This window comes from Vibrio sp. 10N.247.311.14 (assembly GCF_041467715.1).
Lineage (GTDB): Bacteria > Pseudomonadota > Gammaproteobacteria > Enterobacterales > Vibrionaceae > Vibrio > Vibrio crassostreae_C.
Genome location: NZ_JBFSVE010000013.1, coordinates 17,681 through 32,766 on the forward strand (window position 1 = coordinate 17,681; position 15,086 = coordinate 32,766).

Here is a 15,086-nt window from a genome sequence, read left to right on the forward strand (position 1 = left end):
CGATGTCTATTACAACGTTTCAAAAAAAAGCATCCTTGGTTGAAGAACTGCCAATCAAAAAAATAGTCTCTATCTTGGGGCTAGCGATTTTAATCAATGGTTGTTCTTCAAAGCAGCCAACAGGCCGCTACGATATTGATTCAGATATTGCACCAGACGCACCGATCTCAGTAGAGCATCTCGAGGATGCTCACCCTCAGTATGAACCTTATAGTTTAGGTGGTAACACGGATTACACTTTACGTGGCGAAGACTACAAGATCGTAAAGAAGACCGAAGGGTTTACTGAGAAAGGCAAAGCCTCTTGGTACGGTAAGAAATTTCATGGCCACTTAACGTCGAACGGCGAGATCTACGACATGTATTCGATGTCTGCGGCGCACAAAACATTGCCAATTCCAAGCTATGTAAAAGTGACGAATACTGACAACAACAAAACGACAATTGTTCGTATCAATGACCGCGGCCCATTCCATGAAGGCCGAATCATTGACCTTAGTTATGCGGCAGCTTACAAGCTCGATGTGTTGAGAACCGGCACGGCAAATGTTGAGATTGAAGTCATTACTGTGGCTATGCCAACCGACGCAAATAAAAAGGCTGCTTTACCGCAATTTATTATTCAAGTCGCAACATCTCCACATGAAGATAGGACCGAAAAGTTAGCGAAAGATCTAGCCGAAAAGCTAGAAGTAGCAACGTTCTTGCAGCCAAATGATGACAACTACCGTCTGATGATTGGGCCATTTCATGACTATGCTCTGACTCAAGAGAAATTAGAACAAGTTAAGCTAATGGGTTACCCGTCAGCTTATATAAAAAAACACACCCTAACTCGCTAATTAATCTAACAGTTACTTCTGGTAATCAGCGCTCTGGTGTGACAGAGTGATTCTGTTAATATATGAATAGTTCACCAAATAATTGCATTTAAAATGATTAAATCTAATAAACTTGTTAAATCGATTTTTGCTACTTCTGTTGCTCTTTCTGCAACGATAGCTACATCGTCATTCGCCGCTCCTATTGTTGTTCCTGATGCTCCTCAAATCGCCGCTAAAGGTTTTGTTCTGATGGATTACCATTCAGGCAAAGTACTAGCAGAGAAAGAGATGAATACTCAGCTTTCTCCAGCAAGTTTAACCAAGATGATGACGAGCTACGTGATCGGCCAAGAGCTCGACCGTGGCAACATCAACCTAAACGACGATGTTGTAATCAGTGAAAATGCTTGGGCTAAAAACTTCCCAGATTCATCTAAGATGTTCGTTGAAGTGGGCACTACGGTTAAAGTTGAAGAATTAAACCGCGGTATCATCATTCAATCAGGTAACGACGCATGTGTTGCTATGGCTGAACACATCGCTGGCTCTGAAGATGCATTCGTTGACCTAATGAACGCTTGGGCAAGCTCTATCGGCATGAAAGACACGCACTTTGCTAACGTGCACGGTCTAGACAACCCGAACCTATACTCAACGCCTTACGATATGGCGCTACTTGGTCAGGCGCTGATTCGCGACGTACCAGACGAGTACCGTATCTACTCAGAGAAGAAATTCACATACAACGGCATCACCCAATACAACCGTAACGGTCTGTTATGGGATAAGAGCATGAACGTTGATGGCATCAAAACGGGCCACACAAGCAATGCAGGTTACAGCCTAGTAAGCTCAGCGACAGAAGGCAAAATGCGCCTAGTGGCTGTAGTTATGGGTACCAAGAATGCGAATGCTCGTAAAACAGAAAGCAAAAAACTGCTTAGCTACGGCTTCCGCTTCTTTGAAACAGTGGCACCACACACAGCCGGTGAAACCTTCGTAGAAGAGAAGATCTGGATGGGTAGCAAGGACACAGTTGCACTGGGTGTCGACGAAGATACTTTCGTAACGCTACCTCGTGGTCAAGCTAAGAACCTGAAGGCAAGCTTCGTTCTTGAGAAAGAGCTAGAAGCGCCAATCAGCAAAGGCGATGTAGTTGGTAAACTATTCTACCAAGTAGACGGTGAAGACGTTGCTGAATACCCACTACTAGCACTTGAAGATGTAGACCAAGGCAGCCTATTCAGCCGTCTATGGGACTACCTAGTTCTTCTGTTCAAGGGTTTATTCTAAACAAGCAAAAGGTTTGTTCTAGGTAAAACCCAAGCTTGTTGTATAGCTAACCTAATGAGTAAGTTCATGATTTACTCATTAGCGAACCAAAAGCCGCCATGTGCGGCTTTTGTTGATCTTGAGTTCGGTGATATTTACACGTAATATTCCGCCTTATTACTCGTGTCTGTTGACCGAACACGCTTTTTATCGACATTTCGCCAATTTGCGAGAGTCTAGCCTTTTGGAGCTAATCATGAACATCAATTCTGATGCAAAACTAAAAGACCTCTTAGAGTTCCCTTGTTCATTCACTTACAAAGTAATGGGCCACGCTAAGCCAGAACTGACTGAGCTAGTACTAGAAGTGATCCAGCGTCATGCTCCTGGTGACTACAGCCCAACGCTAAAACCAAGTGCGAAAGGTAACTACCACTCTGTTTCTATCAATATTACTGCGACTTCAATTGAGCAAGTAGAAACTCTTTATAAAGAACTGGGCGAGATCGAAATCGTTCGTATGGTTCTGTAATCTCCGATTACACATGAAAAACAGCGGCTTATTGCCGCTGTTTTTGTTTAAAGCGCCCTATCTAGCTCAAATTCATTCAACTTAATTTTCAATAAATACAAAGAAAGTTGAAAAACCTTGCAGTCCGTCTGTAGTTAGAATCATGTTTCGCGTTTATAATGCGTTCACTTTATTAATCCTTGAGGGAGTGCAGCTTTGCAAAATAAGCTAATCGTAAAAAAATTAGGCCGTCAGGATTACGAACCTGTATGGAAAGCCATGCATAAGTTCACAGACGAACGCACGGAAGAAGACCTAGACCAAGTTTGGTTGGTTGAACACAACCCTGTCTTCACTCAAGGACAAGCAGGCAAAGCTGAGCATGTATTAAATGCCGGTGATATCCCTGTAATACAAAGCGATCGCGGTGGCCAAGTGACTTACCACGGCCCAGGCCAATTAGTGGCTTACTTTCTGATTAACATCCGCCGCAAGAAATTCGGAGTACGTGATTTGGTTACTCATATCGAGAACCTCGTAATCAATACTCTGAAAGCTTACAATATAGATTCAGCTGCCCGACCTGACGCTCCTGGTGTTTATGTCGATGGCAAGAAAATCTGTTCACTTGGATTACGTATTCGACGTGGCTGCTCGTTCCACGGGTTAGCACTCAACGTCGATATGGACCTGTCTCCATTCCTACGTATTAACCCATGTGGTTACCAAGGTATGGAAATGGCGCAGGTAAGCCAACTCGGCGGACCAAGTGAACTAGAAAACGTTGAGCAACAGTTAATACAAGAGCTCGTAGAGCTACTCGGCTATGACCAAGTAGACATTCAAGCCACCAGTAACATTACAGCAGAAGCATAAAATCATGAGCAAACCAATCCAAATGGAAAAAGGCGTTAAATATCGTGACGCTGACAAAATGGCATTAATTCCCGTAAAGAATATGCCTGCTGAACAGAAAGAAGTTCTACGTAAGCCTGAATGGATGAAGATTAAACTTCCTTCAGACAGCCATCGTATTCAAGAAATCAAATCAGCAATGCGTAAAAACAACCTGCACTCAGTTTGTGAAGAAGCGTCTTGCCCTAACCTAGCCGAGTGTTTCAACCACGGTACGGCAACGTTTATGATTCTTGGCGCTATCTGTACTCGTCGCTGCCCGTTCTGTGATGTTGCCCATGGTCGTCCTGTTGCTCCTGAAGCTGAAGAGCCGAAGAAACTGGCTAAAACAATTCAAGACATGAAACTGAAGTACGTTGTAATCACTTCAGTTGACCGTGATGACTTGCGTGACGGCGGTGCTCAGCACTTTGCTGACTGTAACCGTGAGATTCGCGAACTCAACCCAAATATTCGTATCGAAACACTGGTTCCAGACTTCCGCGGTCGTATGGACGTTGCGCTTGACCTAATGAAAGACAACCCGCCAGATGTTTTCAACCACAACCTAGAGACAGCGCCACGTCTATACCGTAAAGCGCGTCCAGGTGCGAACTACAAGTGGTCTCTTGATCTACTGAAGAAATTCAAAGAGCAGCACCCTGATATCCCAACAAAATCAGGTGTGATGATGGGTCTTGGCGAGACAAAAGAAGAGATCGTTCAAGTACTGAAAGACCTTCGCGAACATGGTGTGACTATGCTGACACTAGGTCAATACCTAGCACCAAGCCGTCACCACTTACCAGTAGAACGCTACGTGCCGCCTTCTGAGTTCGATGAGCTGAAAGAGATTGCTCTAGAGCTAGGCTTTACTCACGCAGCGTGTGGCCCGTTTGTACGTTCTTCTTACCATGCGGACTTACAAGCTCAAGGTATGGAAATTAAGTAATCACGATTGCTTAACGAACAATGCAAAGGCGCTGAATATTATGTTCAGCGCCTTTTTTCTATCTTGTTCGTGCCGCTATAGCTTTATATTTCGTGCCACTAAGCTTTATATAAAAACAACAAAGCCACTCTTTATGAGTGGCTTTGTGCTTAATATTTCAAGTTCAGAGGAGGTAATTTCAAAAAGCCCAGATAGGGTTCTGCATTAACCGAAAGATGCCCAGATAACCGTTGCTACCAAAATTGGGCACACAAACTTCACATACATTGGCCAAACCTTACCAAACCAACCAAGTTGAAAATCAGGACTGCCTTGTTCAAGCTCTTTCACTTTTGAAGCTCGGCTCCATACCCAACCACCAAACACACAGAACATCAGTGCAGCGACTGGTTGAAGATACTGAGTTGCAATCATCGCTACCATGCCAAACATCGCAGCAAAGTTGTAAACAATCACCACACTAAACAGCGCGATAGCACCACCAATCACCCAGCTTGTTGGCGTTCGTCTAGTATTGAAACGCTCACTCACTAGCGCAACCGGGCCTTCAAGCATCGAAATCGAAGAAGTCAGTGCAGCAATCGTTAGTAGTAAAAAGAACACAATCGCAAAGATCTGTCCAAGCACACCTAAACTATCAAACATCAACGGCAAAACCGTGAATACTAGAGTGTCAGAGCTTAATAGTGAGCCGTCTTCAGCGTAGATTTGAACGCCTTTTTGCATCGCAACAAACATTGCTGGCATCACCACTAATCCAGCAATAAAAGCGACAGCAGTATCCACCAGAGTTACGTTCATCGCCATTTTTGGTAGGTTCTCTTTCTTGCTTAAGTAAGAGCCATAAACCAACATCGAGCAACCGCCAATAGTGAGTGAGAAGAACCCCTGTCCCATTGCCGCCAGAATCAGTTTTCTATCCCACACTTTCTCAAAGTCTGGAATAAGGTAATGTTTTAGGCCTTCCATCGCGCCAGATTGCGTCATGATGTAAACAAACAATAAGCCAAATAAAACAAACAGCGCAGGCATCAAACGAGTCGACCATTTCTCGATGCCTTGCTTAACACCGCCCTGCACAATCAAGATAGTCAGTACATAGAACGCGACGGTACCAAATACGTTGCGCTCAACACTGAAGCCCTTAAACCAATCAGCAATCGCTTCTAGGCCGATAAGATCCGCGACCGCACCAATTAGGAAACAGATCAACCAGCCACCAACAATACTGTAAAACGCCAACACTGCGCTTGGTACACTCAGTCCAACCCAACCGACAAACTCACCGACTTTCTTACCCAAAGGGTTTGTCGTCAAAGATCGCATGCTATCAACTGGGTTTGCTTGGCCGTGACGGCCTATAGCCATCTCAACCACCAACATAGGGAAAGCAACCACGAAGATCATGATCAAATAGACTAAAAGGAAAGCGCCACCACCGTTGCTAGCAACTTGAGTCGGGAAACCCCAAATATTACCCAAGCCAACCGCTGCACCAGCCGCTGCTAAAATAAAACCTAAACGAGAGCTAAAGTGCTCTCTTGAAGAGGAAGATTGTTGGTCCATATCGCCCGCATTAAAAATCAGTGAACTAGTTGAGAAGTACAGTAATAAAAAGCAATGATAGGCACAACCAATAAATGAACAATTCTCTGATTTTTACAATCAATGCGCTATTTAGAACAACAAAATTAACAAAAAACCAGTCTTATCGTTCAATTATAAGCAACAAAGCGAAGCAGTAGGCTTAAGAAGGAAATGGATTGAATTGAGATAAATACTCGCCGTGTGGTTCCATTTATACAAACAAAAAGAGCACCGACCGGTGCTCTTACTATTCATCACTAGACTCGAATTAAATTGTGAAGACTTGGTAATCTTTTAAGTTCGGAATGATTTCATGCAGTTCTTGCTCTTGTTCTGCCATCTCATCAAGTGAATCACAGAACTCATTCGCTTCCTCCTGTACTTGTTGAGAGTGTTCTTTCATTCGCTCTTCAACTTTCAGCTTGAGTTCAGCCATGCTGTCCGTCAATTCCGTAAGGTTGAGCCCACCTTCTTGCTTCATCTTTTCTGACATGGCATTAAAAGCACTAGAGATAAACTCTTGGTTAAAGATCTCTTTAGCTTTTTCGAAGTCTTCAGACCAACCATTGGCCATCGACTCAAAGCTGTCTGCAGGCAAAACCAGCTCGCCATCTTTGTAGTAACGGGCTTCTAGGTCTGCGAAAAACGTTTTCATCGACTCTTTTACGTTATCAAACGATTCTGGAGAGTCTAAACTAACAGCAATATCATCAATCACATCATTGGCTAATGCGAGACTTTCGCTTGCCATCTGCTTAGCTCGTGGTATGTACTCACTCATACTCTCACGATATTTTTCAATCGCCGCTTGTTGGTCGGCATCAAGCTCAACCTTCTCACCATGAATATAGAGGTCGTTGTTATCATCAAAAACGGCCGTATCACCATTCACTTGATGGATTTCGACTTTTTGGTCATCAATTCGTAGTTCATTCTTCAAATCAACTCGACACTGAGCAGCAAACGTTGGCAAGCTCACAACAGCGATAACCGCTGTTAGTGATGCAATTAATACATTGTTTTTCATAACATCCTCTCATCAATCTGACAGATTACTATACCCTTGGTATATGCTCCTTTGTCAGAGAAACGTTTTATATCTATTAGTCAGTTAGTTAGTCGATAGAGATAACTTCGTAGCAAAACTGTTTATCTGCGACCTTAAACTCAATCTCATCACCAACTTCTTTACCCATTAGAGCCTGGCCAAAAGGTGCATTTGCCGTCACGATGGCAATCTCATTCTCATTCCACGTGACAGAAAGTCCGCCGACTCTCGGCCCCATAAAAAAGTGTTTATATTGATCATGCTCGTCAATGACCACAACGTAACTGCTCACCGTAACCTTCTCACTATCACGCAACACTAAGTTACGATAACACTGAATATCGTCTTCACACTCTTGTACCCTCACCGCTTGACCATGGGCGAGATACGAAGCTTCTAATGCCAATGTATCGTACTTATGTTCAGGCACTGTCTCTTCATCTGTCGCAGCATCAATAGCGCGTTGAGTAGCAGATTGTGCGATACGTAATCGGGATTCAAGTTGCTCTATGATTATTTGGCGAAGCTCAGACTTATTCATACTATTGGGGTGCTTTTCTATAGGAGCTACAGAATAGAATTAGGTACAATCAGGTGCAAGACATTTGATTCATCAAGCGACGCTATCATGAATAGGCGCCCGCTTTAGCATCAATACGACACTTAATAACTCAGGTAGAACATAAATGATTGAGCAGAAACTAAAACAAGTATTCGGATTCGACTCACTGCGTAATGGACAAAAGCAAGTCATTGATAACGTTCTATCTGGTCACTCGACTGCGGCCATATTCCCTACAGGATCAGGTAAATCTCTGTGTTATCAATTACCAGCATTAGAATTGCCGCACTTAACCTTGGTGATATCACCGCTGTTAGCCTTGATGAAAGACCAACTCGCTTTCCTGCACAGTAAAGGCATTAGCGCAGCGGCAATCGAATCAAGCCAAGACAGACAAACCACACAACAGGTCATGCAGTCGGTACGTAACGGTGACACAAAGATCCTCATGATCTCCGTTGAGCGCTTGAAGAACGAGCGCTTTCGTCAGTTTATCTCTCAAGTGCCGATCTCACTGCTTGTGGTCGATGAAGCGCACTGTATTTCAGAATGGGGACACAACTTCAGACCAGATTACCTGAAGCTTCCTCAATACCAAAAGCAGCTCAATATTCCTCAAGTACTGTTACTGACAGCAACCGCGACGACATCTGTTATCCAAGATATGAAGTCGAAGTTTGAAATTGATGAGGAACGCGTTGTGGTTACGGGGTTCTATCGTCAAAACCTCGACCTGTCGATTCAACCTTGCGAACAAACCAGCAAGCTAGAAACCTTGAGCAATGTCGTCAACCAAGCTTCTCTCGCTCCGACTATTGTTTATGTCACCCTTCAACAAACAGCAGAGATGGTGGCTCAGCAACTTCGTAACGCTGGCGTTAATGCCGTGGCTTATCATGCAGGTCTTAAGCCTGAAAACCGAGATGCAATTCAACATCAATTCATGAATGATGAAGTGAGCTGTATCGTGGCAACCATTGCGTTTGGTATGGGCGTAGATAAGTCCAACATTCGCCGAGTGATTCACTTTGATTTACCAAAATCGATCGAGAACTACTCACAAGAGATCGGCAGAGCTGGCCGAGATGGTCAAGCGTCTGAATGTATTCTACTCGCTAACAAACATGGTTTAAGCACACTCGAGAACTTCGTTTTTGGTGATACACCCGACAACATATCGATCCAAGCGGTATTAAAAGAGATCTACGAAAATCAAAACATTGGCGCTTCTGGCTCTAATCAATGGGAGATCATGCTTAACCAACTATCACGTGAATCCAACATTCGTCAGTTACCGCTAAAAACACTGCTGGTGTATCTCGAAATTGAAGGCGTGATTGAGCCAAAGTACAGCTACTTTGCGGATTACAAATTTAAGTTCATTCGCCCGAAGCAGCAAATCACCGAACAGTTCCAAAGTGAACGCCGTCAATTTGTCGAAGCGATTTTCCAATGCTCTCCTCAGGCAAGAGTGTGGTGCCAAGTCGACTTCGATGCGCTTTGGACTCATTTCCAAGCTGATCGTCAGCGCGTGATTGCGGCTATCGACTACTTCAATGAACAAGGTTGGATTGAACTGGAAAGCAAACAGATCACGGATGTCTATGCGATCCACAATACCTCAGAAGATATGATGCAGCTGTCAGAGCGTCTAACTGAGTTGTTTAAAGCAAAAGAGCACAGCGAGATAAACCGTCTTAACCAAATGCTGAATTTCTTTGAGGCGGATACTTGCCTAAGCTCACGCCTTGCGAGTTATTTTGCCGATGATAAAGCGCCAGCAAACTGTGGTCATTGCTCTGTATGTCGAGGAGAAGTGGCAATCTTACCAACCGTTGATGTTGAACCTGTCGATGATGAGACGGTGATGACATGGATACATGAGTTTATTTCAGCGAGCCAACAACTGATTACCGACGAGGCAATTACTCGCTTCTTATGTGGAATCGCCACCCCGCTTTCAACCAAACTCAAAGCCAGTAAAATGGTCGGTTACGGCAAGCTAGAGCAGCAACCGTTCAGTGATACCTTAGCGCGAGTAAAACAACTTCCTAGGTAATTCTTACTTATAAAAAACCGACTAGGCTATGAAGCGTAGTCGGTATTCATCTCACTCATTATCTTTAAAAGAAGCTCAACTGACGCATTTGGTCTTTGGGTTGCAGCATTACACTTAAACCAAGTAGGCGTATCTCTCGCCCTTGTTGTCTTTTCAGTATTTCACTAAGCAGCTCTTTGAAGTGTTCACGATCGAGAGAGGCGTGGATGTGCTCAATCGTGGTTTGTTGAAAATCGGCGAACTTGAGCTTAATGCCCTGCTTGATGATCGCTTTGCTTGGACTAGCCTTTTCTAAGCGAGTCTCGAGTTCAGGAAATAGCTTATCTTCGATTACCTGCCAACATTCTGCGTAGCTTGAAATGTTTTGGGTAAAGGTGCGCTCTACACCTACCGATTTTCGCTCGCGCTCGATGATAACTTCTCGATCATCAATGCCATGACTGCGCTTCCAGAGTGATGCACCTTGACGGCCAAACTTGAGTAGCAGGTCTCGATAGTCAGACTCTTTGATATCCTTACAAGTAAAGAAACCCGCTTGGTGCAGCTTTTCTATGCTCACTTTGCCGACACCGGGAATCTTTTCAAGTGGTAGCTCATCGATCACTGATTGCACGTCTTGTGGAGGGATAACAAACTGACCATTGGGCTTATTCAGATCTGAGGCCACTTTCGCCAAGAATTTAATCGGTGCAATTCCTGCAGAAGCTGTCAGGTTCAGTTCGTTCCAAATATCACGGCGAATAGACTCGGCAATAAGTGTTGCTGAACCGTGACACCGCTTAGAATCGGTGACATCAAGGAAAGCTTCATCCAAGGAAAGTGGTTCAATGATTGATGTGTATCGAGAGAAGATTTCACGGATCTTTTTAGATATCTCGACATAGACCGACATTCTTCCCGGCACAACCAATAGATTAGGACAAAGCTGTAGGGCCTTTCCGGTAGGCATTGCAGAGCGAACACCAAACTTGCGGGCTTCATAATTACAGGTGCTCAAAACGCCGCGTTGCTTTTCATGCCCACCAACAGCTAACGGGCGATTTCGGTAAGCAGGGTTATCACGCATTTCTACAGCCGCGTAAAAACAATCCATATCGACATGGATTATTTTTCTGACTTTCTCTTGGTCCGAACTGCACATTTGGAAATAACTCAACCTTACAACTGTATCTATGAACAGTATAATCAATTATTCTCAGATTTAAAATGATCTGGAGTCCAGCTAAAGAGGTTTCTCTTCAATAGCCATGAGCTCTTCTGATACTATTGTTAACGAGTATTTAGTCTATAAGTAGGGATCGCTTTTGAGTGAAAAAATACTAGTGGTAGAGGATAGTCGCGCATTCAGAAACTATCTTTACCAACAATTTAAGAACGATGGCTATGAAGTTGCGTTGGCGGAATCTGTAGAAGAAGCCAAAGCGATCTTAGAGCAAGAAACGGATTTCTTGTGTGCAGTCCTCGACTACTGTTTACCTGACGGCCAAGACGGCGAGATCATTGATCTCGTCTTAGGCTATCAACAGAAAATCATTGTCCTGACCGGGATGTTCGACAATCAACTGCGAGAGCAAGTCCTAGCCAAAGGCGTTATCGATTACATACTTAAAGACAGTATGTCATCAGTAAGCTACCTACTTCCCCTGGTTCAAAGAATTTCGAATAATCGCCATCACAAAGCATTGGTTGTCGATGATTCAGCGGTCGTTCGCCGTTACATAGCTCAACTTCTAGAACACCAATATATCCAAACTATCCAAGCCGAAGATGGCGAACAAGCATTAAAGCTCCTTCATAACGATCCCGATATTACGTTCGTTGTTACAGACCATGATATGCCGAAGAAAGACGGTATAGCGATGATCCGTGAGATACGACGCGATCACGACAGAAACCAGTTGGCTATTCTAGGGTTATCAGGCAGCGATGATCGCACCATGACAGCTCGATTCCTTAAAGCGGGGGCTAACGACTTCCTTTACAAGCCTTTTAACCAAGAAGAATTTTTTTGCCGTATCCATCAACTGCTTGATATGAAAGAAGCGGCCAACGAGCTATTTCGACATGCCAACGAGGATGCTCTTACTGGCTTATGGAACCGTCGTTACCTGTTCAATCAAACATGTAAAGGTTGTGAGCAGCGCAGTATAGCCATGATGGATATCGACTTCTTCAAGAAAGTGAACGACACCTACGGTCACGATGGTGGTGATGCAGTCCTCGTGGAAGTCGGCAAGATCATCAAAGACCATTTTAAAGATGATGTTGCTGTACGCTTCGGTGGCGAAGAATTTTGTATTCAGTCGTGTGGTTCGTTTGAGAGCTTTGTTGACAACTTAGAGTCCATGAGAGAAGCCATTGAAAGCCATGTTGTTGAGCATGACTCTCAAAGAATCAAGGTCAGTATCAGTATCGGCGTAACCGATTTAGACGCGAAGCTAGATGAGCAGATCAAAGCCGCTGATGAGCTTCTTTATACGGCAAAAGAGCAAGGTAGAAACCAACTAGTGTTTGCGCGTAACAGCATGCAAATCGAACAATAGTCATTCGCCTCTGTTTCCATTTTTGGTATACCAAGATTAATTGCTAGACCTCAAAACTAAAAAAGCTCAAGACGATAATCTTGAGCTTTTCAATTTGAGGGCATAGATAGCTCTATCCCCTATGACTGTCACCAATTAAGCGATACGGTCTTTACTCCAAGCCGCTTCTTTTTGTTGACGCTCAGCCAGCTTCTCTTCACGGTAAGCTTCACGTGCTTCACGCTTCTTACGCGCGTCACAAGGTTCAGGGCAGTTACATACTTTATCAATACCAACAGCACCCAAACCGCCACAGCTACCTTTCACAACTTTCTTTTGGATAATGTAGCCAATTGACATCGCTGCGATTACTGCAAGAAAAACACCAAATGTAATCAGAAATGTATTCATAATTATCTCGCTTACCTTATTTACCTAAGTATGGCATAAATGCTTCAGAAGCAATTTCTTTAAAGCCATCTGCTGTTTTTACCACCATGAACACTGGGATGTTATGTTGGTTTGCGACTTCCATTCCTTTTTCCTCACCTAAGACCATAAGGCCCGTAGATAAGCCGTCTGCAGTCATTGAAGACGGGTTTAAAACAGTCACAGAAACCACTTTATGGTGAAGAGGCTTTCCTGTTTCAGGGTTGATGATGTGTGAGTAACGAACACCATCACGTTCAAAATAGTTACGGTAATCACCAGAGGTTGCGATAGCCATATCACCCGGCTCGATGATCTCTTGGATATTACGCTCATCAACGCTTGGTTTCTCAATCGCGATACGCCAGCCCACGTTCTCACGGTTTAAACCTTTCAGACGAATTTCGCCACCGACTTCAACCATGTAGTTGTGAATACCGATAGAATCAAGGTAGTCAGCGACGACGTCAACACCCCAACCTTTTGCAATCGTGGATAGATCGACATACAGGTTAGGTAGGTCTTTCTTCAACATGTTGCCTTCAACACTAAGATGATGGATACCAATCTTAGCCTTGCGAGCCGCCAGCTCTTCATCTGATGGCACAACTTCAGGACGAGCTTCAGGACCAAAACCCCATAAGTTAACTAACGGACCAACCGTTACATCCAGAGCTCCTTCAGTAAGACCGTTCAAACGAATCGCTTCTTTCACAACCGTCGCTGTTTGCTCAGATACTTCGAACGCATCCGCACCTTTATGCTGGTTGAAACGGCTTAATTCGGAATCTTCACGGTAAGTCGACATCTGGTCGTTTACTTCTTCAAGTAGACGATCGATCTCTGTATGAACTTCATTAGACTCAGGAAATTCATCACCATTGATGTATTTAATATTGTAACTCGTGCCCATCGTTGGGCCACTCAAATGCACTTGCTCTCTTGACTGCTCACAGCCCGCAAGAAAAATCAAAGAAGTTAATGCAACAAGCCAAATTCTCACTTGCTTACTCCTGTCTAATGTTGAGGATTTATATAAGGAAAAATAAGAGTAAAAAATAGGTATTTTGAATGCCTTACTCTTTCTTATATAAGCCAGTATGTTGTCAAAAGCTGTCTTAGAAAAACAAATGGCTGACTCGTAGGAGTCAGCCATAATATCAATCACTTAAGTGGATTAACCACCGAAGTCATCTAGTAGGATGTTTTCATCTTCTACACCAAGATCTTTCAGCATGCCGATAACAGCAGCGTTCATCATCGGTGGACCACACATGTAGTACTCACAATCTTCAGGAGCTTCGTGATCCTTCAGGTAGTTTTCGTACAGTACGTTGTGGATGAAACCTGTGTAACCGTCCCAGTTGTCCTCTGGTTGAGGATCAGACAGTGCACAGTGCCACACGAAGTTCTCGTTTGCAGCCGCTAGGCCATCGAAATCTTCAATGTAGAACATCTCACGCTTAGAACGTGCACCGTACCAGTAAGACATCTTACGAGTAGAGTTAAGACGCTTAAGTTGGTCGAAGATATGTGAACGCATTGGCGCCATACCTGCACCACCACCGATGAATACCATTTCATTGTCTGTGTCTTTAGCAAAGAACTCACCAAATGGACCAGAAATAGTACATTTGTCGCCTTCTTTAAGAGACCAGATGTATGAAGACATCACACCAGGAGCTACGTCAGGGTTGTTTGGCGGCGGAGTCGCGATACGCACGTTAAGCTTGATGATGCCTTTCTCTTCTGGGTATGAAGCCATAGAGTAAGCACGGATCGAATGCTCTTTAACGATAGACTCGTAACGGAACAAGTTGAACTTATCCCAGTCACCACGGTATTCCTCAGGAATATCGTAATCTGCGTATTTCACGTGATGTGGTTCAGCTTCTATCTGAATGTAACCACCCGCGCGGAACGGAACTTCTTCACCTTCAGGGATCGCTAGAGCAAGTTCTTTGATGAAAGTAGCTTCGTTGTTATTCGAGATAACAGTACATTCCCACTTTTTAACACCAAAGATATCTTCGTCTAGTTCAATCTCCATGTCAGTTTTCATAGCAACTTGACATGCAAGACGTTCGCCTTCGCGAGCTTCACCTTTTGTGATGTGATCAAGTTCAGTTGGAAGGATGTCGCCACCACCAGACTTAACTTTCACACGACACTGACCACAAGAGCCACCGCCACCACAAGCAGAAGATACGAAGATACCAGCGCCAGCTAGGGCACCAAGTAGCTTGCTACCAGGTTGAGTAACGATCGCCTTTTCAGGGTCGCCGTTTACAGCAATAGTGATGTCACCTGATGGTACTAGCTTAGACTTAGCGAAAAGAATCACTAGTACTAGAGCCAATACAATAATGGTAAACATCGCTACGCCAAGAATAATGCTTTGCATTTGTTATTCCTTATTACTGGGT

Annotated in this window: 14 protein-coding genes; 7 read left to right on the top strand and 7 right to left on the bottom strand. The window is 44.0% G+C overall.

Going from position 1 to position 15,086, the window contains the following annotated elements; genetic code table 11:
• Nucleotides 1–2 precede the first annotated feature (2 nt).
• The 5 genes from AB6F11_RS06715 to lipA all read left to right on the top strand — a co-directional run bounded on the left by AB6F11_RS06715 (nucleotide 3) and on the right by lipA (nucleotide 4,453).
• Nucleotides 3–842 carry a septal ring lytic transglycosylase RlpA family protein gene (locus AB6F11_RS06715; RefSeq protein WP_048615264.1) on the top strand — a complete coding sequence of 280 codons (840 nt, stop codon included), beginning with the start codon at nucleotides 3–5 and terminating at the stop codon, nucleotides 840–842.
• Nucleotides 843–935: 93 nt separating this feature from the next.
• Nucleotides 936–2,117 (top strand): serine hydrolase, encoded by a 1,182-nt coding sequence (locus AB6F11_RS06720; RefSeq protein WP_017068508.1) that lies wholly within the window; start codon nucleotides 936–938, stop codon nucleotides 2,115–2,117.
• A gap of 232 nt (nucleotides 2,118–2,349) precedes the next feature.
• Nucleotides 2,350–2,628, top strand: a complete 279-nt coding sequence (gene ybeD, locus AB6F11_RS06725) for a DUF493 family protein YbeD (RefSeq protein WP_026084358.1) — start codon at nucleotides 2,350–2,352, stop codon at nucleotides 2,626–2,628.
• A 195-nt stretch (nucleotides 2,629–2,823) separates the two neighbouring features.
• Complete coding sequence (gene lipB, locus AB6F11_RS06730) at nucleotides 2,824–3,483, top strand: lipoyl(octanoyl) transferase LipB (RefSeq protein ID WP_017068510.1); 660 nt, start codon at nucleotides 2,824–2,826, stop codon at nucleotides 3,481–3,483.
• 4 nt (nucleotides 3,484–3,487) lie between these two features.
• Nucleotides 3,488–4,453, top strand: a complete 966-nt coding sequence (lipA, locus tag AB6F11_RS06735; protein WP_017064177.1) for a lipoyl synthase — start codon at nucleotides 3,488–3,490, stop codon at nucleotides 4,451–4,453.
• 204 nt (nucleotides 4,454–4,657) lie between these two features.
• Here lipA and AB6F11_RS06740 read toward each other — a convergent pair whose 3' ends face one another.
• The 3 genes from AB6F11_RS06740 to AB6F11_RS06750 all read right to left on the bottom strand — a co-directional run bounded on the left by AB6F11_RS06740 (nucleotide 4,658) and on the right by AB6F11_RS06750 (nucleotide 7,629).
• On the bottom strand, nucleotides 4,658–6,019 hold the full coding sequence (locus tag AB6F11_RS06740) for a sodium-dependent transporter (RefSeq protein WP_017059919.1): 1,362 nt from the start codon (nucleotides 6,017–6,019) through the stop codon (nucleotides 4,658–4,660).
• A 289-nt stretch (nucleotides 6,020–6,308) separates the two neighbouring features.
• Complete coding sequence (locus AB6F11_RS06745) at nucleotides 6,309–7,067, bottom strand: YggN family protein (protein ID WP_102394092.1); 759 nt, start codon at nucleotides 7,065–7,067, stop codon at nucleotides 6,309–6,311.
• Nucleotides 7,068–7,155: 88 nt separating this feature from the next.
• The gene (locus tag AB6F11_RS06750) at nucleotides 7,156–7,629 is read right to left on the bottom strand and encodes a GreA/GreB family elongation factor (RefSeq protein WP_017059917.1); all 474 of its coding nucleotides are present in this window, start codon (nucleotides 7,627–7,629) and stop codon (nucleotides 7,156–7,158) included.
• 145 nt (nucleotides 7,630–7,774) lie between these two features.
• On the opposite strand from AB6F11_RS06750, the gene AB6F11_RS06755 reads away from it, so the two are divergent.
• Nucleotides 7,775–9,709: an ATP-dependent DNA helicase RecQ gene (locus AB6F11_RS06755; RefSeq protein WP_102394091.1), complete on the top strand. Its 1,935-nt coding sequence runs from the start codon at nucleotides 7,775–7,777 to the stop codon at nucleotides 9,707–9,709.
• A 64-nt stretch (nucleotides 9,710–9,773) separates the two neighbouring features.
• On the opposite strand, the gene dinB is transcribed toward AB6F11_RS06755, so the two are convergent.
• Entirely contained in the window at nucleotides 9,774–10,850 is a 1,077-nt protein-coding gene (gene dinB, locus AB6F11_RS06760; RefSeq protein ID WP_029235195.1) for a DNA polymerase IV, read from the bottom strand.
• 163 nt (nucleotides 10,851–11,013) lie between these two features.
• On the opposite strand from dinB, the gene AB6F11_RS06765 reads away from it, so the two are divergent.
• Nucleotides 11,014–12,252 (top strand): response regulator, encoded by a 1,239-nt coding sequence (locus tag AB6F11_RS06765; RefSeq protein WP_102333772.1) that lies wholly within the window; start codon nucleotides 11,014–11,016, stop codon nucleotides 12,250–12,252.
• 135 nt (nucleotides 12,253–12,387) lie between these two features.
• On the opposite strand, the gene nqrM is transcribed toward AB6F11_RS06765, so the two are convergent.
• From nqrM to nqrF, 3 genes are all read right to left on the bottom strand, one after another.
• A complete protein-coding gene (nqrM, locus tag AB6F11_RS06770) occupies nucleotides 12,388–12,642 on the bottom strand; it encodes a (Na+)-NQR maturation NqrM (protein ID WP_009848378.1) in 255 nt (84 codons plus the stop codon).
• A 16-nt stretch (nucleotides 12,643–12,658) separates the two neighbouring features.
• Nucleotides 12,659–13,663 carry an FAD:protein FMN transferase gene (locus tag AB6F11_RS06775; RefSeq protein ID WP_102394090.1) on the bottom strand — a complete coding sequence of 335 codons (1,005 nt, stop codon included), beginning with the start codon at nucleotides 13,661–13,663 and terminating at the stop codon, nucleotides 12,659–12,661.
• A gap of 174 nt (nucleotides 13,664–13,837) precedes the next feature.
• Nucleotides 13,838–15,064, bottom strand: coding sequence for an NADH:ubiquinone reductase (Na(+)-transporting) subunit F (gene nqrF / locus AB6F11_RS06780; RefSeq protein ID WP_017631923.1), 1,227 nt, complete (start codon nucleotides 15,062–15,064; stop codon nucleotides 13,838–13,840).
• Nucleotides 15,065–15,086: the final 22 nt, after the last annotated feature.